The sequence below is a fragment of the Acidovorax sp. FG27 genome (assembly GCF_040365715.1).
GTDB lineage: Bacteria > Pseudomonadota > Gammaproteobacteria > Burkholderiales > Burkholderiaceae_C > Paracidovorax.
Genome location: NZ_BAABVY010000002.1, coordinates 155415 through 177713, shown reverse-complemented (window position 1 = coordinate 177713; position 22299 = coordinate 155415). Strand labels below are relative to the sequence as shown.

At 69.2% G+C, this 22299-nt stretch carries 21 protein-coding genes and 1 tRNA gene; 12 read left to right on the top strand and 10 right to left on the bottom strand.

Going from position 1 to position 22299, the window contains the following annotated elements; genetic code table 11:
• The first annotated feature begins 12 nt into the window (after positions 1-12).
• Positions 13-240, top strand: coding sequence for a DUF3820 family protein (locus ABWV53_RS01350; RefSeq protein ID WP_353362146.1), 228 nt, complete (start codon positions 13-15; stop codon positions 238-240).
• Between the two features lie 102 nt (positions 241-342).
• On the opposite strand, the gene ABWV53_RS01345 is transcribed toward ABWV53_RS01350, so the two are convergent.
• Complete coding sequence (locus ABWV53_RS01345; protein WP_353362144.1) at positions 343-1251, bottom strand: HTH-type transcriptional regulator ArgP; 909 nt, start codon at positions 1249-1251, stop codon at positions 343-345.
• 70 nt (positions 1252-1321) lie between these two features.
• Here ABWV53_RS01345 and ABWV53_RS01340 point away from each other — a divergent pair, with 70 nt between their 5' ends.
• A complete protein-coding gene (locus tag ABWV53_RS01340) occupies positions 1322-1972 on the top strand; it encodes a LysE/ArgO family amino acid transporter (protein WP_353362142.1) in 651 nt (216 codons plus the stop codon).
• A 120-nt stretch (positions 1973-2092) separates the two neighbouring features.
• On the opposite strand, the gene ABWV53_RS01335 is transcribed toward ABWV53_RS01340, so the two are convergent.
• From ABWV53_RS01335 to mfd, 6 genes are all read right to left on the bottom strand, one after another.
• Positions 2093-2884 carry a MetQ/NlpA family ABC transporter substrate-binding protein gene (locus ABWV53_RS01335; protein WP_353362140.1) on the bottom strand — a complete coding sequence of 264 codons (792 nt, stop codon included), beginning with the start codon at positions 2882-2884 and terminating at the stop codon, positions 2093-2095.
• Between the two features lie 235 nt (positions 2885-3119).
• On the bottom strand, positions 3120-3833 hold the full coding sequence (serB, locus tag ABWV53_RS01330; protein ID WP_353362138.1) for a phosphoserine phosphatase SerB: 714 nt from the start codon (positions 3831-3833) through the stop codon (positions 3120-3122).
• A gap of 52 nt (positions 3834-3885) precedes the next feature.
• On the bottom strand, positions 3886-4896 hold the full coding sequence (locus tag ABWV53_RS01325) for a Bug family tripartite tricarboxylate transporter substrate binding protein (protein ID WP_353362136.1): 1011 nt from the start codon (positions 4894-4896) through the stop codon (positions 3886-3888).
• A gap of 148 nt (positions 4897-5044) precedes the next feature.
• Positions 5045-5791 carry a hypothetical protein gene (locus ABWV53_RS01320; protein ID WP_353362134.1) on the bottom strand — a complete coding sequence of 249 codons (747 nt, stop codon included), beginning with the start codon at positions 5789-5791 and terminating at the stop codon, positions 5045-5047.
• A gap of 98 nt (positions 5792-5889) precedes the next feature.
• Positions 5890-6747 (bottom strand): helix-turn-helix domain-containing protein, encoded by an 858-nt coding sequence (locus ABWV53_RS01315; RefSeq protein WP_353362132.1) that lies wholly within the window; start codon positions 6745-6747, stop codon positions 5890-5892.
• A 164-nt stretch (positions 6748-6911) separates the two neighbouring features.
• On the bottom strand, positions 6912-10397 hold the full coding sequence (gene mfd, locus ABWV53_RS01310; protein ID WP_353362130.1) for a transcription-repair coupling factor: 3486 nt from the start codon (positions 10395-10397) through the stop codon (positions 6912-6914).
• 231 nt (positions 10398-10628) lie between these two features.
• On the opposite strand from mfd, the gene ABWV53_RS01305 reads away from it, so the two are divergent.
• Together ABWV53_RS01305 and ispF are read left to right on the top strand one after the other, a co-directional pair.
• On the top strand, positions 10629-11474 hold the full coding sequence (locus tag ABWV53_RS01305; protein WP_353362128.1) for an IspD/TarI family cytidylyltransferase: 846 nt from the start codon (positions 10629-10631) through the stop codon (positions 11472-11474).
• Positions 11475-11533: 59 nt separating this feature from the next.
• A complete protein-coding gene (gene ispF / locus ABWV53_RS01300) occupies positions 11534-12016 on the top strand; it encodes a 2-C-methyl-D-erythritol 2,4-cyclodiphosphate synthase (protein WP_353362126.1) in 483 nt (160 codons plus the stop codon).
• Between the two features lie 30 nt (positions 12017-12046).
• Here the strand turns inward: ispF and ABWV53_RS01295 are convergent, their stop codons facing one another.
• Positions 12047-13543, bottom strand: a complete 1497-nt coding sequence (locus ABWV53_RS01295) for a sensor histidine kinase family protein (protein WP_353362124.1) — start codon at positions 13541-13543, stop codon at positions 12047-12049.
• Between the two features lie 83 nt (positions 13544-13626).
• Positions 13627-14358: an osmolarity response regulator transcription factor OmpR gene (gene ompR, locus ABWV53_RS01290; RefSeq protein ID WP_353362122.1), complete on the bottom strand. Its 732-nt coding sequence runs from the start codon at positions 14356-14358 to the stop codon at positions 13627-13629.
• Positions 14359-14568: 210 nt separating this feature from the next.
• Between ompR and ABWV53_RS01285 the strand changes: the two genes are divergently transcribed.
• Positions 14569-15291, top strand: a complete 723-nt coding sequence (locus ABWV53_RS01285; protein ID WP_353362120.1) for an SIMPL domain-containing protein — start codon at positions 14569-14571, stop codon at positions 15289-15291.
• Positions 15292-15443: 152 nt separating this feature from the next.
• Here the strand turns inward: ABWV53_RS01285 and ABWV53_RS01280 are convergent, their stop codons facing one another.
• The gene (locus tag ABWV53_RS01280; protein ID WP_353362118.1) at positions 15444-16226 is read right to left on the bottom strand and encodes a 3-hydroxybutyrate dehydrogenase; all 783 of its coding nucleotides are present in this window, start codon (positions 16224-16226) and stop codon (positions 15444-15446) included.
• Between the two features lie 83 nt (positions 16227-16309).
• Between ABWV53_RS01280 and ABWV53_RS01275 the strand changes: the two genes are divergently transcribed.
• From ABWV53_RS01275 to ABWV53_RS01245, 7 genes are all read left to right on the top strand, one after another.
• The gene (locus tag ABWV53_RS01275; RefSeq protein WP_353362116.1) at positions 16310-17278 is read left to right on the top strand and encodes an alpha/beta fold hydrolase; all 969 of its coding nucleotides are present in this window, start codon (positions 16310-16312) and stop codon (positions 17276-17278) included.
• Complete coding sequence (locus tag ABWV53_RS01270; protein ID WP_353362114.1) at positions 17275-19527, top strand: RelA/SpoT family protein; 2253 nt, start codon at positions 17275-17277, stop codon at positions 19525-19527. The genes ABWV53_RS01275 and ABWV53_RS01270 overlap by 4 nt, the downstream gene beginning before the upstream one ends.
• 118 nt (positions 19528-19645) lie before the next feature.
• Positions 19646-19722, top strand: a tRNA-Val gene (locus ABWV53_RS01265).
• Between the two features lie 159 nt (positions 19723-19881).
• Positions 19882-20187, top strand: coding sequence for a hypothetical protein (locus ABWV53_RS01260; protein ID WP_353362112.1), 306 nt, complete (start codon positions 19882-19884; stop codon positions 20185-20187).
• Positions 20188-20634: 447 nt separating this feature from the next.
• Positions 20635-20883 carry a flagellar basal body-associated FliL family protein gene (locus tag ABWV53_RS01255; protein ID WP_353362110.1) on the top strand — a complete coding sequence of 83 codons (249 nt, stop codon included), beginning with the start codon at positions 20635-20637 and terminating at the stop codon, positions 20881-20883.
• A gap of 150 nt (positions 20884-21033) precedes the next feature.
• A complete protein-coding gene (locus tag ABWV53_RS01250) occupies positions 21034-21444 on the top strand; it encodes a hypothetical protein (protein WP_353362108.1) in 411 nt (136 codons plus the stop codon).
• Positions 21445-21971: 527 nt separating this feature from the next.
• Positions 21972-22262 carry a hypothetical protein gene (locus ABWV53_RS01245; RefSeq protein ID WP_353362106.1) on the top strand — a complete coding sequence of 97 codons (291 nt, stop codon included), beginning with the start codon at positions 21972-21974 and terminating at the stop codon, positions 22260-22262.
• Positions 22263-22299 lie beyond the last annotated feature (37 nt).

Below are 22299 nucleotides of genomic sequence, written 5' to 3'. Positions count from 1 at the left end.
CCGGTGGTGCCCATGGACCCGGCCCAGCTCGAACGCCTGTTCACCGTCACGATGCCCTACGGCAAGCACAAGGGCACGCCCATCGCCGACCTGCCGGGCAACTACCTGAACTGGTTCGCCCGCGAAGGCTTTCCGCCCGGCGACGTGGGCCGGCTGCTGGCGCTGATGCACGAGATCGACCACAACGGGCTGGGCGACCTCCTGGCCCCGCTGCGAGCCGCCGCCCGGCGGGGTGGGTAGGGCCGGCAACGGTTTTTCGGCTCGAATTGTGCTGCAGCGCTTGTGGGATCAGCGCAGGCAGCTATCAATTGTGTAGCGATTTTTCCCGCGGCAGCGATCCGCTCACGCGTTCTCTCCCAGCCAGCGCCGCGCCGCTTCCATCACGCAGCGCGTCAGCCGCTCCAGCCCCGCCTGGGCGCTGCGCGGGTGCGCCCAGTACATCGGCACGTCGACGGCCAGGCCCGGCGCGAAGTCCACCAGCGTGCCTTCTGCCAGCTGGCTGGCGATCAGCACGGTGGGGTGCATGCCCCAGCCCATGCCCAGCTCGCAGGCCTGCACATAGGCGAAGTTGCTGGGCAGGAAGTGGCGCGGCGGCGGCCTGCGCGGCAGGGCCAGGCCGTGTTGCTGCAGCCATTGGTCCTGCAGCCGGTCCTTGCGGTCGAAGGCCATCAGCGGCGCGTCGGCCAGGGCCTCGGCGGTGGCGCCGTTCGCGAAATGGCGGGCGACGAAGGCGGGGCTGGCCGCCGCCACGTAGCGCATGGTGCCCAGCGGCCAGGTGTTGCAGCCCGCGATGGCCGTGCCGGTGGCGGTCACGGCGGCCAGCACCTCGCCGTCGCGCAGGCGCTGCGCCGTGTGTTCCTGGTCGTCGATGCGGATGTCCAGCAGCTCGTTGCCGCCCGCCGTATAGGCGTGCATGGCCTCCATGAACCATGTGGAGAGCGAGTCGGCATTCACCGCCAGCTTGACGGCCGGGGCGGGCGCCTCGTGGTCGGGCATCAGCGCCGGGTTGGCGCGCCGCAGCTCGTTTTCCAGCAGCGCGACCTGCTCCACGTGCACGCAGAGCCGCCGGCCCGCGTCGGTGCCCGTGCAGGGCGTGCCGCGCAGCACCAGCACCTGGCCGACGCGCTCTTCCAGCTGCTTCACGCGTTGCGACACCGCCGAGGGGGTGACGTGCAGCTTGCGCGCCGCGCGCTCGAAGCTGCCCTCGCTCACAACCGCGGCCAGGGCCTGCAGGCCGGCATAGTCCAGCATTCAGTTTTGCTTCACATTGGTTAGGAGTTTTAAGTTTACTTAAAGTTGCCCGGTTTTCACAATCGGGGCCATGTGGAATCTTCTTCAACCCTCCGTATCGGCTTCGTGGATCGCCGGCTTCACGGTGTGCCTGTCGCTGCTCGTGTCCATCGGTGCGCAGAACCTCTACGTGCTGCGGCAGGCCGTGCAAGGCCGGCACGTGCATGCCTGCGTGGCCTGGTGCGTGTTGAGCGATGCGGTGCTGATCGGCGTGGGCGTGGGCGGCATGGCGCAGCTGCTGGGCGCCTCGCCCGTGCTGGCCTACTACCTCACGCTGGGCGGCGCGGTGTTCCTCTTCGGCTACGGCTGCTTCGCCTGGCACCGGGCGTTCTTCGCGCCGCAGGCGGGCCTGCGGGCCACGGGCTTGGCGGAGCGCAGCGTGGTGGGCGTGCTGGGCGCGCTGGCCGTCATCACCCTGCTGAACCCGCATGTCTACCTCGACACGGTGGTGCTGATCGGCTCCATCGGCGCCCGGCAGGACGGCGGGCTCAAGTGGGTGTTCGTCGCCGGCGCGGCCTGCGCCAGCTTGGTCTGGTTCGTCCTGCTGGCCGTGGCCGGGCGGCGGCTGCAGGGCGTGTTCGCCAACCCGGCCGCGTGGCGGGTGCTCGACTTCGTCACCGGCGCCACCATGTTCGGGCTGGCCTGGTGGGTGGGCAGCGGCCTGGCCGACCTGCAGGCGTGACGAAAAAAAGGCGCCTTGCATCGCACGGCGCCGGGCAGGCCGGGCAGGCCGGGCAGGCAGGGCAGGCAGGGCAGGCAGGGCAGGCAGGGCAGGCAGGGCAGGCAGGGCAGGGGCCGCCCGTCAGAACGCCGGGACGATCGCGCCCTGGTACTTCTCCTGGATGAAGCGCTTCACCTCGGGCGTGTGCAGCGCCTTCACCAGGTTCTGGATGTTCGGGTCGCTCGCACGGTCGCGGCGGGCGGCGACCAGGTTGGCGTAGGGCGAATCGCCCGACTCGATGAACAGCGCGTCCTTCACCGGGTTCAGCTTGGCCTCGATGGCGTAGTTGGTGTTGATGAGCGCCAGGTCCACGTCGTCCAGCGCGCGGGGCAGCAGCGCGGCCTCGAGCTCGCGGAACTTGAGCTTCTTCGTGTTCTTGACGATGTCGATGGGCGTGGAGGTGATGACGCGCGGGTCCTTCAGCGTGATGAGCCCCTGCTTTTGCAGCAGCAGCAGGGCGCGCCCGGCGTTCGACGGATCGTTGGGGATGGCGATGGTGGCGCCGTCCTTCAGCTCGCCGATCGACTTGATCTTCTTCGAGTAGGCGCCAAAGGGCTCCACGTGCACCTTGCCGCCCGGCACGGCGACGAGGCTGCTCTTGCGGTCCTTGTTGTAGCTGTCCAGGTAAGGCTGGTGCTGGAAGAAGTTGGCGTCGAGCTGCTTGTCCTCCACCGCTGCATTGGGCTGGATGTAGTCGCTGAATTCGCGCACCTGCAGATCGACGCCCTGCGCCTTGAGCTGCGGCTTGACGAAGTTCAGGATCTCGGCGTGCGGCACGGCGGAGGCGGCGACCTTCAGCACGGCGTCGGCGGCGTGGGCACCCAGGGCCAGGGAGGCCAGGGCGATGGCGGAAAGGGCTTTCTTGAGAGACATGGAGGCGCTCACTGGATGGCAATGGATGCGGCCAGTGTAGTGCCCCAAATCGGTGCAGCCCACGTTTTTATTTTCATATTCATATAACGGGGCAAAACTTCATGCTGTTTTTCGGTTTGCGAAGGAATCGCATGAAAACAGCCTGGGGCGCCCGTGAGTCAAGCGCAGGGTGCTATCGAATCAGGAGCGATCGATTCGGGAAAACCCCCGCTCCCGGCGCTGCCCGGGCCGCTGGTCAGCGCAGCACTTCCAGCAGCCGGTCCAGCCCGCCTTCGTTGATCGCCACGTCGGCCTGGGCCCGCACCGCCGGCTTGGCGTGGTAGGCGACCGAGAGGCCGGCCACGCCCATCATGGGCAGGTCGTTGGCGCCGTCGCCCACGGCGATGGCGAGCGCCGGATCGATGCCCATCAGCGAGGCCACTTCCAGCAGCGTGCGGCGCTTTTCGGCGCCATCGCAGATGTCGCCCCAGGCCTGGTCCAGCAGGCGGCCGGTGAGCTGGCCGTCCTGCACTTCCAGCCGGTTGGAGCGGGCCAGGTCGATGCCCAGGCGCGCCTTCACCCGGTCGGCGAAGAAGGTGAAGCCGCCGGACACCAGCAGCGTCGTCAGGCCGGCAGCCTTGGCCGCGGCCACCAGCTCCTGGGCGCCCGGGTTCAGGCGCAGGCGCTCGGCGAACACCTGCTCCATGTGCTGCACCGTCACGCCCTTGAGCAGCGCCACGCGCTGGCGCAGGCTCTCCTTGTAGTCGGTGATCAGCCCCTGCATGGCCGCCTCGGTGATGGCGGCCACCTCCGTCTTGCGGCCGGCGGCGTCGGCGATCTCGTCCACGCATTCGATGTTGATGAGCGTGGAGTCCATGTCGAAAGCGATGAGCTTGTAGTGCGACAGGGGGTGCGGCTGGGCGTGGGCCTGCAGGGCGAGACCCGGGGCGAATTCGGTGGCGGCGTTCATGGGACGGTGGATGGATGGGACCGCGCCGATTATCCCCGCCGCCCGGTGCGAACTATTGCGGCACCAGGCCGGCCGCCTTCACCAGCTCGGCGTGCAGCTTGATCTCGCTCGCGATGCTGTCCTTTAGTTGCTGGCCGGTGCCGGGGGCGGGCTCCATGCCGCTGGCCTGCAGCCTGGCGACCGTGTCGCCCGCCAGCGCCGCATGGGCGGCGCGCTGCAGGCGGTCGATGACGGGCTGCGGCGTCTTCGCGGGCGCGAACAGGCCCACCCAGGCCGACAGCTCCACCTGCTGCACACCGCTCTCGGCCATGGTGGGCACCTGCGGCAGCACGGGCGAGCGCTCGGGGCTCATCAGCGCCAGCGCCTGCAGCTTGCCCGCCTGGATGTGGGGCAGCGCCTCGGGCAGCACGGCGAACATCATGTCCACGGTGCCGGCCAGGGTGTCGTTGACGGCGGGAGCGCCGCCCTTGTAGGGCACGTGCAGCAGATCGGCGCGGGTGCGGGTGCCGAACATCAGCGCCGCCAGGTGCTGGGGGCTGCCGTCGCCGGACGACGCGTAGGTCAGCTGCCCCGGCGCGGCCCTGGCGGCGGCCAGCACGGCGGCCACGTCGGGGAAGCGCTTGCCGTCCTTCACCACCAGCACCATGGGCTGGTTGACCAGCCGGGTGATCGGAACGAAGTCCGCCTGCGGGTCGTAGGGCAGAGTCTTGAAGATGCTCTTGTTGGTGGTAAGGAACGAGGCCGGCGACACCATCAGCGTGTAGCCGTCGGGCGCGGCCCGGGCCACCAGCGGCGTGCCGATCTGCCCGGACGCCCCGGCCTTGTTGTCCACCACGAAGGGCTGGCCGAGTTCGGCCGCCATTCGGGTGGAGACGGTGCGCGCGATCATGTCGGCGCTGCCGCCGGCTGGCAGCGCGACGATCACCTTGACCGGCCGGTCGGGATAGGCGGGCTGCGCCTGGGCCTGCGCGGCGCTGCTGGCGAGCAGCGCGGCAAGAGCGCCCAGGGCGCAGGTCGATGCGCGGGCGACGGTGAGGGCGCGGAAGGTGCGCGTGGCGGACATGGCGGTTCCTTGAAGATGCGGGGGATGGCTGAACCCTTGGCACCAAGCAAGTCCCGCACCCAATTCTTCGGTTTGCTATCGATTGAATAGCGCTACCCGCCCGTGGATCAAGCGCCACGGGGCACTTTGACCCCGAAGCGCTACTGGATCAACCCTGCTTCGGCCGCTGCCTGCGGCGCGAGACCCAGGCCGCCGACGCGGCCAGCCCCCCGCCCAGCAGGGCCAGCGCCGGAACCCCGAGCCCCGGGACCGGCGTGGCGACCGGCGCGGCCGCGGGCTGCGCGCAGGCGCCGGTATCCAGCGCGCCCAGGGGCGTGGGTGCCTGCCAGGCGCTGGGCGCGACGGGCACCTCGTCCGCCAGGGCGCTGATCTCCTGGCCGTTGTAGCGAAAGATGGGGCTGAGCCCGTTGATCCACCACAGCACGCTGGTGGGCGGCTGCAGGTTGGTCACGCTGTAGGAGCCCGTGGGGCCGCTCACCGGGGCGGCCGTGATCTGCGAGAACATGCCTGTCAGCACGCCGGCGCCGTTGGTGGTGGCCGCGCCTGCCACGTCGGTGGGCGGTGCGGTCGTCAGGTTCTGCACGAACACGCGGTCCCCGTTGGCGCCGAAGTACCAGACGACGCAGCGCAGGTGGCTGGCATTCCACGTCTGGTTGACGGCGGAGTTGCCGCCGTTGTCCATCGCCACCGCGACCAGGTAGGCGGTGTCCGATTCGACTCCGGGAATGTCAGAAGTCGTCACCGTGCCGGTGTAGGTGATGAGATAGGGCGCCGCCAGCGAGGCGCCGCCATGGCCGAGCGCCAGGGCCGCGCAGGTGGCGGTGGCGGCGCGCCGCAGCGCGCGAAGCCCCTGGGCGCGGCGCTGGGGGAGTGGATTCTGGTCGGGTCGGTGCATGGTTCCTCCAATGCCAGGCATTATGGAAACCGGGCGGCCGGCGGTATTGGATGGACCGGACATGCCGCCGTGGCCGTGGCGGCCCTGGCACCGAAGGCTTAGCTCAGCAGCGCCAGCGGCCGGCACGCTCCGGCGCGCAGCCGGCCCGCCAGGGTGGCCCGCGCCGTGCCGCCAGGCGCGTTGCCGAAGGTGGCCGGCGTCCACCCGACGAAGCGCTGGAAGTCGCGGATGGCGTGCGACTGGTCGGTGTAGAGCAGCAGGGCCTGCTCCAGGCCGTGCCCGGGCGCCGGGGGCTCGGGTTGCCGGCTCAAGGCGGCGGCCAGCCGCAACGCGCGGTATTTCATGGCCAGGGCCTTGGGCGACATGCCGTGGCTTTCCTCGGTGAGCCGGCGCAGGTGGCGGCCGCCCACGTTCAGCCGGCCCGCCAGCTCGTCCAGCGACAGGCTGGCCGAGGCTTCGAGCCACTGGTCCACGGCCTGCAGCTGCCGCATGCGCTGCGCCGCCGGCTCGGCCAGCGCGCCGCACAGGAAGGCCTCCACCGTGCGCGCATGGCCGCCGTCCAGCGGCGCGTCGTGCAGCTGGGCCAGCAGCCGGTCCACGGCGGTGGCGCCCCACAGGTCGTCGGCGGCGAAGAGCTGGTCGGCGCACTGCTGCCCCGGCACGCGCACCAGCGACAGCCAGCCCTGCGGCAGCAGGCCGATGGTGAGCAGGCGAAACCCCGGCCCGAAGGCCATGCGGTAGGCCGAGCGCGTGGGCCCGATCAGCGCGACGGGCGGCGCGGCCACCGGCGGTGCGTCGCCGAACTGGTAGCTGCAGTCGCCCGCCAGCCGGATGTGGACGTTGGGCAGCATGGCGGGCAGCACCTCCACCCGCGCCCGATCGACGCCGTGCACCACCGCGTGCATGGTGAGCAGCGAGCGCACGGGCGGCGTGGGAGGGTAGTAGTCCAGGCGCATGGCGGTGTCAGTATCGCGGGAGTATCGCGGGCAAAGCGCCATCGTGAAAGGGCGGCGCGCCGGCGTATTGGACGAAACGGACATACGTGTGGCCCGCGCTCCCCGCCGCAGGCAACATGTGAAGCCAAATCGGCCTCTGGCGCCCATTCCAACTGGGCCTGGTGCTATGCTTTTTCTAGCACCGCCAGCGGCTGCCCCAGGCTGCGCAGCACGTCGCGCACCAGCTGGGCCCGGTCCTTGGGCTCGGGCAGTTCGCGCTCGATGCGCAGCTTCTCGTTGCCCGCCAGCTTGATGTGCTTGTTCTTCTGGATCAGGTGGATGATGGCCATCGGGTCCACCGGCGGCTGGGGCTTGAAGGTGATGGTGATGACGCCGGGCGCCGCGTCCACCTTGACCACGCCGTAGGGTTGCGACAGCACGCGCAGACGATGCACGTCGATCAGCGTCTGCGCCTGCGGCGGCAGCTTGCCGAAGCGGTCCACCAGTTCTTCCAGCAGGGCGTCGATCTGGTCGCTGGTCCGGGCGGTGGCGAGCTTCTTGTAGAACGACAGGCGCAGGTGCACGTCGCCGCAGTAGTCATCGGGCAGCAGCGCCGGGGCGTGCAGGTTGATGTCGGTGGTGACCGAGAGGGGGCTGAGCAGGTCGGGCTCCTTGCCCGCCTTGAGCGAACGCACGGCCTCGTTCAGCATCTCGTTGTAGAGCTGGAAGCCCACCTCCAGCATGTTGCCGCTCTGGTTCTCGCCCAGCACCTCGCCCGCGCCGCGGATCTCCAGGTCGTGCATGGCGAGGTAGAAGCCCGAGCCCAGCTCCTCCATCTGCTGGATCGCGTCCAGCCGCTGGGCGGCCTGCTTGGTGAGGCCCTCCACGTCCGGCACCATGAGGTAGGCATACGCCTGGTGGTGACTGCGGCCCACGCGGCCGCGCAGCTGGTGCAGCTGCGCCAGGCCGAACTTGTCGGCGCGGCTCATGATGATGGTGTTGGCCGTGGGCACGTCGATGCCGGTCTCGATGATGGTCGAGCACAGCAGGATGTTGTAGCGCTGCGCCACGAAGTCGCGCATCACCTTCTCCAGCTCGCGCTCGGGCATCTGGCCGTGGGCCACGGCGATGCGGGCCTCGGGCAGGATTTCCTCCAGCTTCTGGCGGCGGTTCTCGATGGTTTCCACCTCGTTGTGCAGGAAGTAGCACTGCCCGCCGCGCTTCAATTCGCGCAGCACGGCCTCGCGGATCACGCCCGTGCCCTCGCTGCGCACGAAGGTCTTGATGGCCAGCCGCCGCTGCGGCGCGGTGGCGATCACGCTGAGGTCGCGCAGGCCTTCCAGCGCCATGCCCAGCGTGCGCGGGATGGGCGTGGCGGTGAGCGTGAGCACGTCCACCTCGGCGCGCAGGGCCTTCATCTGCTCCTTGTGGCGCACGCCGAAGCGGTGTTCCTCGTCGATGATGAGCAGGCCCAGGTTGTGGAACTTCGTCGATTCGCTGAGCAGCTTGTGCGTGCCCACCACGATGTCCACCGTGCCGTCGCCGATGCCCTTGATGGCGGCGGTGATCTCCTTGCCGGAGCGAAAGCGCGAGACCTCGGCGATCTTCACCGGCCACTTGGAGAAGCGGTCCACCAGCGTCTGGTAGTGCTGCTCGGCCAGCAGCGTGGTCGGCGCGAGGAAGGCCACCTGCTTGCCGCCCGTCACCGCCACGAAGGCGGCGCGCAGCGCGACCTCGGTCTTGCCGAAGCCCACGTCGCCGCAGACCAGCCGGTCCATGGGCTGGGGCGAGATCATGTCCTGGATGACGGCGTGGATGGCGGCGTTCTGGTCGGCCGTCTCCTCGAAGCCGAAGTCGTTGGCGAACTGCTCGTAGTCCTGCGGGCTGTAGCGGAAGGCATGGCCCTGGCGCGCCGCCCGGCGGGCGTAGATGTTGAGCAGCTCGGCGGCGGAATCGCGCACCTGGCTGGCCGCCTTGCGCTTGGCCTTTTCCCACTGGCCGCTGCCCAGCTTGTGCAGCGGCGCCTCGTCGGCCGATACGCCCGTGTAGCGGCTGATGAGCTGCAGCTGGCTCACCGGCACGTAGAGCACGGCCTTGTCGGCGTATTCCAGGTGCAGGAACTCCTGCATCGCGGGGCTGCCGTCCGGGTTCTTCTGGCCCACGTCCATGTGGATCAGGCCCCGGTAGCGGCCGATGCCGTGCGCGCTGTGCACCACCGGATCGCCCAGGGTCAGCTCCGACAAATCCTTGATGAGCGCCTCGACATCGCTCACCTGCTCCTGCTTCTTGCGGCGGCGCGTGGTGACGCCGGCGGCGAAGAGTTCGGTCTCGGTGACGAAGTCGATGCCTTCTTCCAGCCAGGCGAAGCCCGTGGCCAGCCCGGCGGTGGCGATGCCGACCTTCTCATCGCCCTGGCCCTGGAACTCGGCCAGCGAATCGAAGGCGGGCGGGTTCACGCCCGAGGCGCGCAGGAAGTCCAGCAGGCTTTCGCGCCGGCCATCGCTTTCGGCCAGCAGCAGCACGCGGTGCTGCGTGTTGCGGATGTGGCCGTGCAGGCGCGCGAGCGGGTCCTCGGCACCGCGCACCACCGACAGATCGCCCAGCTTCTGGAAGTGCGGGTTGTCCGCCACGTCGTCCACGCCCGGCCGCAGCGACAGCTGCGCGTGCGAATTGGCGCGGGTGTAGAACTGCTCGATGCCGAGGAACAGCGATTCCGGGGGCAGCGCGGGGCGATGAGGGTCGCCCTGCACCAGGCGGTAGCGCTCCCGGGTGTCCTGCCAGAAGCGCTGGAAGGCCGGCTCCAGGTCGCCGTGCAGCACCACGGTGGCGTCAGCCCCGAGGTAATCGAACACGGTGGCCGTTTCCTCGAAGAAGAGCGGCAGGTAGTACTCGATGCCGGCGGTGGCTATCGCCTGCCCCATGTCCTTGTAGATGCGGCTCTTGGTGGGGTCGCCCTCCAGCAGCTCGCGCCAGCGGCTGCGGAACTTGGCCCGGGCCGCGTCGTCCATGGGGAATTCGCGCCCCGGGAGCAGGCGCACCTCGGGCACGGGGTAGAGGCTGCGCTGCGTGTCGGGGTCGAAGGTGCGGATGGAGTCGATCTCGTCGTCGAACAGGTCCACCCGGTAGGGCACGGGCGAGCCCATGGGGAAGAGGTCGATCAGGCCGCCGCGCACGGCGTATTCGCCGGGGCTCACCACCTGCGATACGTGGCTGTAGCCGGCCAGGGTGAGCTGGGCGCGGAACTTCGCCTCGTCCAGCTTCTGCTTGACCTTGAAGTGGAAGGTGTAGGCCGCCAGGAACGATGGCGGCGCGACCCGGTAGAGGGCGGTGGTGGCGGGCACCAGCACCACGTCGGCGCCGGTGTCCCTGTCCTTCTGGCTGATGCGCCAGAGCGTGGCCAGGCGCTCGCTGATGAGGTCCTGGTGCGGCGAGAAGGTGTCATAGGGCAGCGTCTCCCAGTCGGGGAACAGCGCGCAGCGCAGCCCGGGCGCGAAGAACGCCATCTCGTCGATCAGGCGCTGCGCGTCGGTGGCGTCGGCAGTGACGATCGCCACCGTGCGGCGCTCGGCCTTCTCGCGCTCGCCCAGGCGGGCCAGCAGCAGGGCGTCGGCGCTGCCCACGGGCCGGGGCAGGGTGAATCGTTTACCGGGGGAGAGTTTGGGCAGTTCCATGCGGAGGTGGGGGCTGGGGGCCGTGGGCGCCGGGGTGCGAAGCTGCGCCGGAGGCGGCGCGACGGCCATCGGAAGATTCTAGGGAATGTCTTTATGAACGACCGGGGCGTGGACATCGCCGCGTGCCCGGCGCAGCGGCGCAGCCTGCGAAGGGAACGCGGCTGGCCAGCGCTTCATATGGGGGCGGCGCCCGCCGCTGCAATCCGAGGTGGCTCGTAGAATCCGCGCCTAATGACCATCGACGCTCCAGCCGCCTTCACCTCCACCGTGCCCCTGGGCGCCGCGGGCCGTTTCTGGGCGGTGTTGCCCTGCGCCGGCGTGGGCGCGCGCGCCGTGGCCGGCGGCGTTGCAGGCGCGGGCGGCGTGCCATTGCCCAAGCAGTACCAGCCGGTGGCCGGCCATCCGCTGGTGATGCATACCCTGGCCGCCTTCGCCGGCGTGGGCCGGCTCCTGGGCACGCTGGTGGCCGTGGCGCCGGGCGACTCGTTCTTCGACAGCCACGTCCACGGCCTGACCACCTTCTTCGTGCTGCCCTGCGGCGGCGCCACCCGGGCCGACACGGTGCGCGCCAGCCTGCGGGCACTGCAGGAACGCGGGGCGGAGGGCGACGACTGGGTGCTGGTGCACGATGCGGCCCGCTGCCTGGTCACCACCGCGCAGATCGACGCGCTGATCGACGCCTGCGCGGGCGACGCGGTGGGGGGGCTGCTGGCGCACAAGCTGGCCGACACGCTCAAGACCGCGACCGACGGCCTCGGGGGCGTGCGCGTGGCCGGCACGGTGGACCGCAGCGACAAATGGCTGGCGCAGACGCCGCAGATGTTCCGCCTGGCGCCGCTGCTGCAGGCGCTCGAGCAATTCGGCGCGCAGGCCACCGACGAGGCCAGTGCCATGGAGGCCATGGGCCTGCACCCGCGCCTGGTGCCCGGCGGGGCGCAGAATTTCAAGGTGACGTATCCGGACGACTTCGCGCTGGCCGCCGCCGTGCTGGCCCAGCGCATGCACGGCGCCACGCTGGAGCGCTTCGGCGGCCAGCGCGGCGAGGCGTCGGCGGTGCCGGCGCGCACCATTTTCTGAACGGGCCGCTGCCGAGTGCTGGCCGCCGGCCGGGCCCGAACCCATCGAAGAGGACACACATGGATCTGCGAATTGGCGAAGGCTGGGACGTCCACGCGCTGGTGCCCGGGCGCAAGCTCATCATCGGCGGCGTGGAGATACCGCACACCCTGGGCCTGCTCGGGCATTCGGATGCCGACGTGCTGTTGCACGCCATCACCGACGCGCTGCTGGGCGCGGCGGCGCTGGGCGACATCGGCAGCCACTTTCCCGACACCGACCCGGAATTCAAGGGCGCCGATTCGGTGACGCTGCTGGTGGAGGCCGCACGCCGCGTGCGCGAGCGGGGCTGGGAGATCGGCAACATCGATAGCACCGTGATCGCCCAGGCGCCCCGGCTCGCCGCGCACATTCCGGGCATGCGCGCGTGCATCTGCGCGGCGCTGGGGCTGCGGGACGATCAGGTCAACATCAAGGCCAAGACGGCCGAGCGGCTCGGGCCCGTGGGGCAGGGCCTGGCCATCGAGGCGCGGGCAGCGACGCTGCTGGTGCGCCAGGCCTGAACCTGCGCCGCTCGGGCACGCGCGGCGAGGTCAGGTCAGCGGGCCGACGTCGGTCTCGCGCGGCGGCAGGTGCCGCTTGATCTGCGGGCGCTGCAGGCGCTGCTTGGGGTCCTTGCCGGCGGGCAGCTCGGCCCGCTGCAGCTGGATGTGCGCCACCAGCCCGCCCGAGGACGAATTGGCGAGCGCGAAGATGCCGCCCATGCGCTGCACGGTCTTGTCCACGATGGACAGGCCCAGCCCCGCGCCCGCGGCTGCCGTGCGGGCGGTGTCGCCGCGAAAGAACGGCTTGGTCAGGCTGGCCAGCTGCTCCGGCGGCACGCCGCTGCCATGGTCGCGCATCTTGACCAGCACCCACTTCTCGCGGCCCTTGGCGGCGATGTCCACGGTGGTGGTGCCCGTGTCGGCCGACTTGCCGTAGCGCCGGGCGTTCTCCAGCAGGTTGGAGATGACGCGCGCCAGCTCCACCTCGTCGGCCATCACGTTGAGGTCTTCCGGCACGTTCATGGTGATCTGCAGTTCGCGGTGGTTCTGCACCGCGTACACGCAGGACGACACGACGCCGTGCAGGTTCACCGGCACGAGGGTGACGTGCTCGGGCCGGGCATAGTCGAGGAATTTGTCGATGGTGGCGTCGAGCTGCACGATGTCGGCCACCATGTGCTCGCGGGCGACGTCGTCGGTCACGCTCATTTCCGTCTCCAGCCGCAGGCGGGCGAGCGGGGTGCGCAGGTCGTGCGAAATGCCGGCCAGCATGACGGCGCGGTCCTGCTCCAGCTTGGCGAGCTTCTGCGCCATGCGGTTGAAGCCGATGTTCACCTCGCGGATCTCGCTGGTCACGACCTCTTCGTCCAGCTGGCTGGCGGCGAAGTCGCCGTCGCGCACGCGGTTGGCGGCGTACGACAGCTGCTTGAGCGGCCGGTTGATGAGGCGTGCGATGGCGGCGGCACCGGCCAGCGACAGCGCGCCGGCCGTGATGAGCCAGATCAGCCAGGTCTTGCCGCCGGCCGCGCTCAGGCGCGAGCGGTCCATCAGCAGCCAGTTCGGGTCGCCGTTGATGGTGAAGCCCACCCAGAGGCCTGCCTCGCCGTTCACGTTGTTGGCGACGATGGTGCCGGGCCCCAGGCGCAGCGTCAGCTCCTCGGTCAGTCGCGCGCCCAGCGCGGTCGGGTCGAGCAGTTCGAAATGGTCGCCCGGTTCGCGCGGCAGGATGCGCACGCCTTCCTGGTCGGCCATGGTCTTGATGAGCGATACGCGGGCGATGGCGTCGGCATGCACCAGCGCGGCCCGGCTCAGGTTGACGAGCGAGGCGATCTGCTGGGCCGTCTGCAGGGTGCGTGGCTCGAATTCGAGCGCACGCAGCGTCTGCAGCCACGCCAGGATGCTGCCCACCAGCAGCAGGGCGAGCAAAAAGAACGTGCGCCAGAAAAGGTTCAGCCCGACACGGCCACGCGACACGCGGGGCGTGGGCGGCGTGTCGAGCGGGGCCGGGCTGGTGGCATCCGAGGATGCGTCGTAGGAAGCGCTCATGCGGTGGGGTGGGAGAGGGCGGGCGCCGCGACCGCCGCCGGCGCCGCCAGCGGAGAGGGCCGTGCGGCCGGCACCCGGTCAGGCTAGTTGGCGCCGTCCGGCACGAAGACGTAACCCACGCCCCAGACGGTCTGGATGTAGCGCGGCGCGGCGGCGTCCACTTCCACCAGCTTGCGCAGGCGGGAGACCTGCACGTCCAGGCTGCGGTCGAAGGGCTCGAACTCACGGCCGCGGGCCAGCAGCGCCAGCTTCTCGCGCGACAGCGGCTGGCGCGGGTGGCGCACCAGCGCCTTGAGCATGGCAAATTCGCCGGTGGTGAGCGGCAATTCTTCGCCGTTGCGCTGCAGTGCGCGGGTGCCCAGGTCGAACGTGAAGGGGCCGAAGGTGACGACCTCGTTCTCGCCCGAGGGGGCGCCGGGCGCTTCCTGCGGGGGGCGGCGGCGCAGCACCGCGTGGATGCGGGCCAGCAGCTCGCGGGGGTTGAAGGGCTTGCCCAGGTAGTCGTCCGCGCCCACTTCCAGGCCGACGATGCGGTCCACGTCCTCGCCCTTGGCCGTCAGCATGATGATGGGCGTGCGGTCGTTCGCGGCGCGCAGGCGGCGGCAGATGGACAGGCCGTCCTCGCCCGGCATCATCAGGTCGAGCACGATGAGATCGACGGTTTCGCGCAGCAGAATGCGGTTCAGCGCCTTGCCGTCTTCGGCCACCATGACCTCGAAGCCCTCCTGGGTCAGGTAGCGGCGCAGCAGATCGCGAATGCGCGCGTCGTCGTCCACCACGAGAACTTTGTCGGTACGGTTGGTTGTTGTGGCCATTTCTTTCCCAGGTCCTATTTGTAACAGAGCCAATTCTGACCATGTTGGAGACCAAAGTTCACGTTTTTGGCCACACCATGACCAACTGTTACAAGTCTTGCCCCGCCATGCACCGGCATCGGAATGCGTTGACAAACCGTTCGGCCAAACCCGCTTATGGTGGCGCCACCTGGCTCGCATGGAGCCGCCAACCTGAATGGAAAGCGTTCGATGAAACTGAAAAACACTCGCAAATTCATAGCGGCAGGCGCCCTGTTGGCCTGCGCTGGGACCGCTTTTGCCCAAGGAATCAACCCGGTGCCCGAGAACGTGCTGCAGCTGTCGGCGACCGGCTCGGTGGAGGTGCAGCAGGACGTGCTGGTAATGACACTGGGCACCACCAAGGAGGGCGCGGATGCGAACGCGGTGCAGACACAGTTGCGCCAGGCCATCGACACCGCCTTGACAGAAGCCAAGCGGGACGCAAAGCCCCAGCAGCTAGACGTGCGCACGGGCACCTTCGGCCTCTACCCGCGCTATGGCAAGGACGGCAAGGTCAACGGCTGGCAGGGCCGGGCGGAACTGGTGCTGCAGGGGCGCGATTTTCCGCGCATCACGTCCACCGCCGCACGCATCCAGACGCTCTCGATCTCGCAGGTCGGCTTCGATCTGTCGCGCGAGGCCCGCGCCAAGGTGGAGGGCGAGGCGCAGACCCGCGCCATCGAGGCGTTCAAGACCCGGGCCACTGAACTGGCGCGCGGCTTCGGCTTCAGCGGCTACACGCTGCGCGAGGTGGCGGTGAACAACAACGAGATGATTCCGGGCCCGCGCATGCCGATGATGGCCAAGGCGGCGTCGGTCACGCTGATGGGTGCTGAGGACAGCGGCATCCCGGCCGAGGCCGGCAAGGCGCAGGTCGTCGTCAACGTGTCGGGCTCGGTGCAGTTGCGCTGAGCCGGCGACACCACACCACGGTCACCGCTCCTGCCCCGGCCAGGTCGGCATGGGGCAGATTTTGCAAGGGTTTTTGGCCCCTGGCGCTTGATTTATAAGCGCCGGGTGCTATGAAAAGTGTAGCTATTGGCCGTTGCCGGCTCGACAGCGGCCTACTGCGCCGACCAGGCCCCATCCATGGCCCAGGCCACGCCGCGCACGTTGGCGGCGGCGGGGGTGCAGAAGAACACCGCCAGCTCGCCCAGCTCCTCGGGCGTGGTGAACTGCATCGAGGGCTCCTTCTCGCCGAGCAGCATCTTCTTGGCTTCCTCGTTGGAAATGCCGTGCTCCGCCGCCTTGGCATCGACCTGCTTTTGCACCAGCGGCGTCAGCACCCAGCCGGGGCAGATGGCGTTGCAGGTGACGCCGGAGGTGGCGTTCTCCAGCGCCGTGACCTTGGTCAGCCCGACGAGGCCGTGCTTGGCCGCCACGTAGGCCGACTTCTGCGCCGAGCCGACCAGGCCATGCACCGAGGCGATGTTGATGATGCGGCCCCAGTTGGCCGCGCGCATGGCGGGCAGCGCCAGCCGCGTGGTGTGGAAGGCGCTGGTGAGGTTGATGGCGATGATGGCGTCCCACTTCTCGGCGGGGAAGTCCTGCACGCTCGCCACGTGCTGGATGCCGGCGTTGTTGACCACGATGTCCACGCGCCCGAACTGGCTGGCGCTGTACTTCATCATGTCCTCGATGTCGGCGGCCCGGCTCATGTCGGCGCCGTGGTAGGCCACGCGGGCACCGGCCGCCTCGCCGGCGGCCAGCACCTCGGCGCGCGGCCCGTCGACGTCGCCGAAACCGTTGATGACCACGTTGGCCCCTTGGCGCGCCAGCGCCTTGGCGATGCCCAGTCCAATGCCACTGGTGGAGCCCGTGACGAGGGCGGTCTTGCCGTTCAGCATGAGAGTCGCTTTCCAATGAATTAGGATGGCCGCCAGCATATCAAGCGCCGGTGGCGCCCTCCTTTTTCGCGCAGTTTCTTGCCATGACCGAACCCACGCTGAACCATGTCCACTGCCCGGGCGTGTCCGCCGCTGCTGCGGCGGGCGTACCCATCACCCCTGGCGAAGGGCACCGCATGGCGTATTGGGAGTGGAACGGCACCGGCGACGCGGCGCACCCCCATGTGGTGCTCTGCGTGCACGGCCTGTCGCGCCAGGGGCGCGACTTCGACGTGCTGGCGCGGCGCCTGAGCCGGCACGCCCGCGTTATCTGCCCGGACGTGGCGGGCCGTGGCCAAAGCGACTGGCTGGCCGACCCCGCGGGCTACCAGGTGCCCGTGTATGCCGGCGACATGCTGGCGCTGCTGGCGCAGGTGCATGCGCGGGCGCCCATCGCGACGCTGGACTGGGTGGGCACCAGCATGGGCGGGCTGATCGGCATGGCGGTGTGCGGGCAGCCCGGGCTGCCGCTGCCCGTGCCGGTGCGGCGGCTGGTGCTCAACGACGTGGGCCCGGTCATCGAGTGGCAGGCGCTGCAGCGCATCGGCACTTACTTGGGGCGGCCGGTGAGGTTCGACTCGGAGCAGCAGGCGGCGGACGCGCTGTGGGCCATCTCGCGCAGTTTCGGTCCGCACACGCCCGCGCAGTGGCTGGCCCTCTCGCGGGCCATGCTGCGCCCGCACGAGCAGGGCGGTTTCACGCTGCATTACGACCCGGCCATCGCGCTGCCGTTCCGCGCCGTGACCGGAGAGGCCGCCCGTGCGGGCGAGGCGCTGCTCTGGCAGCTCTACGACCAGATCGCGGCCCAGGTGCTGCTGCTGCGCGGCGCCGAGTCCGACCTGCTGTCGCCCGCCACGGCCGCCGCGATGGCGCGGCGCGGCCCGCAGGCCCGGTGCATCGAATTCGCCGGCGTGGGCCATGCGCCCACGCTGGTGGCCGATGACCAGGTGCAGGCCGTCGCGCGGTTTCTGGAGATCGAGGTGGGCCCCGAGGGCGAAGGTGGACACGCATGAAGAGCAGCACCATCGGCCAGCCCGTGCCCGGCGCCGGCCACCCCGGCCCGCGCACCGACGGCGTGCCGCAACTCATCGCCGCGACCGCGCAGGCGCTGCCCGGCCAGGCGGACGCGCTGGCCCGCGCCCGCGCCTTCGCCGAGCCGCTGCTGACCGGCGAGACCCTGGAGACGGGCGAGAACACGCTCGAGCATGCCGACGCCGTGGCCGCCATCCTGAAAGGCATCGGCGGCTCGGAGGCGATGCAGGCTGCCAGCTACCTGGTGCACGCCTCATCGCACCTCAACAAGCCCGAGGAAGTGATCAGCAAGGCCTTCGGCGAGCACTTCGCGGCGCTGGCCGTGGAAACCACCAAGCTCATGCGCGTGCAGCAGCAGGCCCGCGACGCGCAGCTGGCGGGCACCCTGGTCGACGACCCGGTGGTGCAGACCGAGAACGTGCGCAAGATGCTGCTCGCCTTTTCACGCGATCTGCGCGTGGTGATGCTGCGCCTGGCGTCGCGCCTGCAGACGCTGCGCTACTACGCGGCCAGCAAGCGCCCGGTGTCGCCCGGCATCGCCCGCGAGGCGCTGCAGGTGTTCGCCCCGCTGGCCAACCGGCTCGGCATCTGGCAGATGAAGTGGGAGCTGGAAGACCTGTCGTTCCGGTTCCTCGAACCCGAGACCTACAAGCAGATCGCCCGCCTGCTGGACGAGAAGCGCGCCGAGCGCGAGCTCTACATGGAGCAGCTGCGCGGCCGCGTGGAGTCGGAGCTGCGTGCGCGCAGCATCAGCGCCAGCGTGCAGGGTCGGCCCAAGCACATCTACAGCATCGTCAAGAAGATGCGCGGCAAGGCGCTCGACTTCGACCAGGTGTTCGACATCCGGGCGCTGCGCGTGGTGGTGCCCACCGTCAAGGACTGCTATGCGGCGCTGTCCTGGGTGCACCAGCAGTTTCGCCCGCTCGAAGCGGAGTTCGACGACTACATCGCCCGCCCCAAGCCCAACGGCTACCAGTCGCTGCACACGGTGGTGCGCGACGAGACGGGCAAGCCCATCGAGATCCAGATCCGCACCCAGGCCATGCACGACCATGCCGAACACGGCGTGGCCGCGCACTGGGCCTACAAGGAGGCCGGCACCAAGGGCTATGCCGGCGTGTCGGCCAGCGGCGAGTACGACGCGAAGATCGCGGTGCTGCGCCAGCTGCTGGCGTGGGAGCGCGACCTCGTCGGCTCCGCCCGGCACAGCGGCCTTTTCGAAGACCGCATCTACGTGCTGACGCCCGAGGCCGCCGTGATCGAGCTGCCGCAGGGCGCCACGCCGGTGGACTTCGCCTACACGGTGCACACCAGCCTCGGTCACCGCTGCCGGGGCGCCCGCGTCGACGGGGTGATGGTGCCGCTCAACACGCCGCTGCAGAACGGGCAGACGGTGGAGATCACCACCGTGAAGGAAGGGCGCCCCTCGCGGGACTGGCTCAATGCCGAGCTGGGCTACCTCATCAGCCACCGCGCCAAGGCCAAGGTGCGCGCCTGGTTCAACGCCCAGGCCACGCACGAGACGGTGGCGCGGGGCCGCGAGGCCGTCGAAAAGCTGCTGCAGCGCGAGGGCCGCACCGCCATGAAGCTGGACGACCTGGCCGTGCAGCTGGGCTTCAAGACGGCCGACGCGCTCTTCGAAGTGGTGGGCAAGGACGAGTTCTCGCTGCGCACCATCGAGACCCTGCTGCGGCCGCCGGAGCCTGCCGCCCCGGCCGACGACTATTCGCCGATCAAGAAGGCGCGGGCACCCGATCCCAGCGGCAAGGGCGGCGTGCTGGTGGTCGGCATCGATTCGCTGATGACGCAGTTGGCCAAGTGCTGCAAGCCGGCGCCGCCCGACGCCATCCGCGGCTTCGTCACGCGGGGCAAGGGCGTGAGCGTGCACCGCGCCGACTGCAGCAACTTCCGCGAGATGGCGGCCCAGAACGGCGAGCGCGTGATCGAGGTGGCGTGGGGCCGACCCAAGACATCGGCGGCACCGGCGGCGCAGGCCGCCGTGTACCCGGTGGACGTATCGGTGGAAGCCTCCGACCGCCAGGGGCTGCTGCGCGACATCTCCGAAGTCTTCGCGCGCGAGAAGACCAACGTCATCGGCGTGCAGACCCAATCCGTCAAAGGCACCGCCTGGATGACCTTCACCGTCGAGGTGGCCGATTCCGGCCGGCTGGGCAAGGTGCTGTCCATCGTCGCCACGGTGCCGGGCGTGCGTTCGGCCCGGCGGCGGTGATGAGCCGCGCGCCCCTGCGAACGGACATGCGGCGCATCGCCACAAGAAAGAAAAGAATGCGGCGGGTTTTTCTGGCGGGCTGTTTTTTACTGCTAGAATCGCATTCTCGAATACAAACAGGCGCGTAGCTCAGCTGGTTAGAGCACCACCTTGACATGGTGGGGGTCGTTGGTTCGAGTCCAATCGCGCCTACCAACTAACCATTGGTACAAAGCCTCCCAGGTCCACGGCCTGGGAGGCTTTTTCTTTTGGGGCCGCTGGGCCGCCCGGTCTGGGCAGAACTTCACCCACAAATGACTTGCGGCATCTGTATGGAATACTGTAAATTTAAACAGTATTTCATGGAGATCGATTATGCAGCCATCCCCCGACGTCCCCTACCGAGTCGCCCTGTGCGACGCCCCATCCTCGCTGCCTGGCGATGCCAGGCTCGCCGCCGAGGCGCGCTATGCGCGTGAGCTCGAGCGGCTGCTGGGCGGCCCGTATGAAGTCACCGCGGCGTTCGATGTCATGTGCGGCATGGAGCATGCCGACACGGTGTCGGAAGTCGAAAAGGCGGTGGTCCTGCGATGGCAGCGCGCTGCTTCCACCGCCCGGGATCGCGCGCTGTCGCATATCGGTGAAGCGGAAGAGGCGTATTTCGAAGTGCGCCTGAACTGATGGACTATTTCGCCATCGCTGGCTGGGGTGCCTTCGCGGTATGGCTCTCGCAAAGTCGCCATGCGTCTTGCCGGCGCTGGGCATGCGTGCTCGGGCTGCTCGGGCAGCCCTATGGGTTCTACGTGGCGTGGCAGGGCGCGCAGTGGGGGTTGGGGACCGTGTGTGTTCTCTATTCGCTCGCCTGGTTGAGAGGCTTTTGGGTGCACTGGCTCGCGCCTGAGCCGGTCGGCACGCTGGGCACGGTCCAGCTCACTCCCGGACGAGGGTCCTGAGCAGTCACGGCCATGCCGCTCGCGTCGGATCGGGTCGGGTCGGATCGGGTAGGGTGGGTGGTGGTGCAGGGGGACAGCCGTGGCTTGCAGGCAGCCAGCCATCTGTCTGACGCCGGCGCCGGGTGCAAAGGGCGGAGTGTTGGGGGATCGCCATCCCACCTTCAGGAGCCACACCATGGACACCACCAAGGACAGAGAAACCGGCCGGCCCGACCTGCCATCCCATACCCGGCGTACACCCCCGGGGCAAGACCGGCGGCGGGCCGCATGGATCATCCTGGCCATCGTCGCAGCAGCGGTGGTGATCGGCATGGCCATGGGCGCTTTCCAGTCGGGTACTGGCACGCCCCAGGGCCAGGCTGCTGGCAGTGCCAGCCCATCGACCGCCGCAGTCGCGCCACCCGCTCGCCAAGGTGGCGCGTGACCGGCGGGCTGCAGGCCTTCTTTGACCGACAGGCCGCATCACGCGCCCGGCAGTTGAAGTCCTACACCCTCGGGGCGACGGGGACCACAGTTCGAGCCCGGCCGTGGCCTTAGCTTCAAGTCCTCAACTTTCACTCAAGGAGACTCTCTCATGGTCAGCAAGCAACTTCTCGCGGCACTGTGCGCATCCGGTGCCTTGATGTTCGGCCCGGCAATGGCCCAGTCGGGCGGCGGCACCGGCGCCGGTATGGGCGGCAGCGCTTCGGGCTCCGGCGGCATGGGCGGTGGCGCGGGCAGCACCGCTGGCGCGGCAGGCTCCTCGTCGTCCATGGGCGGCACCACCTCTTCGTCGGGACAGGGCGGGGCCGCAGCGGGCACGCATGGCTCCGGCACCCACGGCGGTACGGGTTCCAAGAGCGGCATGGATCACTCCAAGTCGGGCAGCAAGGCAACCGGTTCGGACAAGACCCGCGTGAACTCCGGCACCGGTGACCGTGCATCGGCAACAATGCCTTCCACCCAGACCGGCAGTGCTGCCAACGGCGGCAAGGACGGCAAATAGCCCACTTCGCCCCGCCGCTATGGCGGGGAGAGGGCACATGCGCATTGAGCGCATGTTGGATACCAGGAAGAAAAGGTGCAGCGAGATTCCTGCACCTTTTTTCCATGGTGGCCCCGAAAGTACGCCATGAAGCTCGGCCTTGCAGGAGGTTTTACAGGCGGGCCGCCGTGCGAGCCCGGGCCCGATTTGCTGTTGCTACCGGACCCTGCGTCCATGCGAAAGAGGCCACACAACCGGACTGGCCCACGCCAAAAAAGAAACCCGCCACGGGGGCGGGTCAACTTGCGAAAGTCGCAAGGGAGGGAGGTGTCGAGGGGGTATCGACACCGCAAAGTTTGCTGGGTAGGCCTGAGCGCGCAGCGTAGGACGAAGTGCCATCGTTCTGGAGGCCGATCCACCCGCAGCTCCTGCAGCGGCAAGTGCTCCCATCACCAAAAGCATGTGTCCGACATGACGCAAAACGTCCCTTCGGTAACTTCCTGTGTTATCTGCATGGCGTGTGTGCCGTGCCCATCCCGGAGGACTGCATGCGACATTCTTTAGAGCAGGTGATATCCGGCCACACTGCTGGCCCGGCCCACGGCGAGGAAGGCATGGGCGACGTGCGCGTGTTCTGGCTTGCAGCGGCCATTGCCGTCCTGGCGGTTGTCGCAGTCGTGTCCTTCAAGATGAATGGCCGGGACATGCAAGCCGCGCTGTTCGGCAATGTAGCGACCTGGAGCCAGCCGGCGCGTTCGCAGCCTTCTGCGGTCACCAGCAGCGCGGGGTCCGAGCGTTCGTTCCAACTGGAGACGAGCGCCACGCAACTGGCCCGCTGAGCGGTGCGGGATGCTGGGCTGGCGCAGCGGAGCTGAC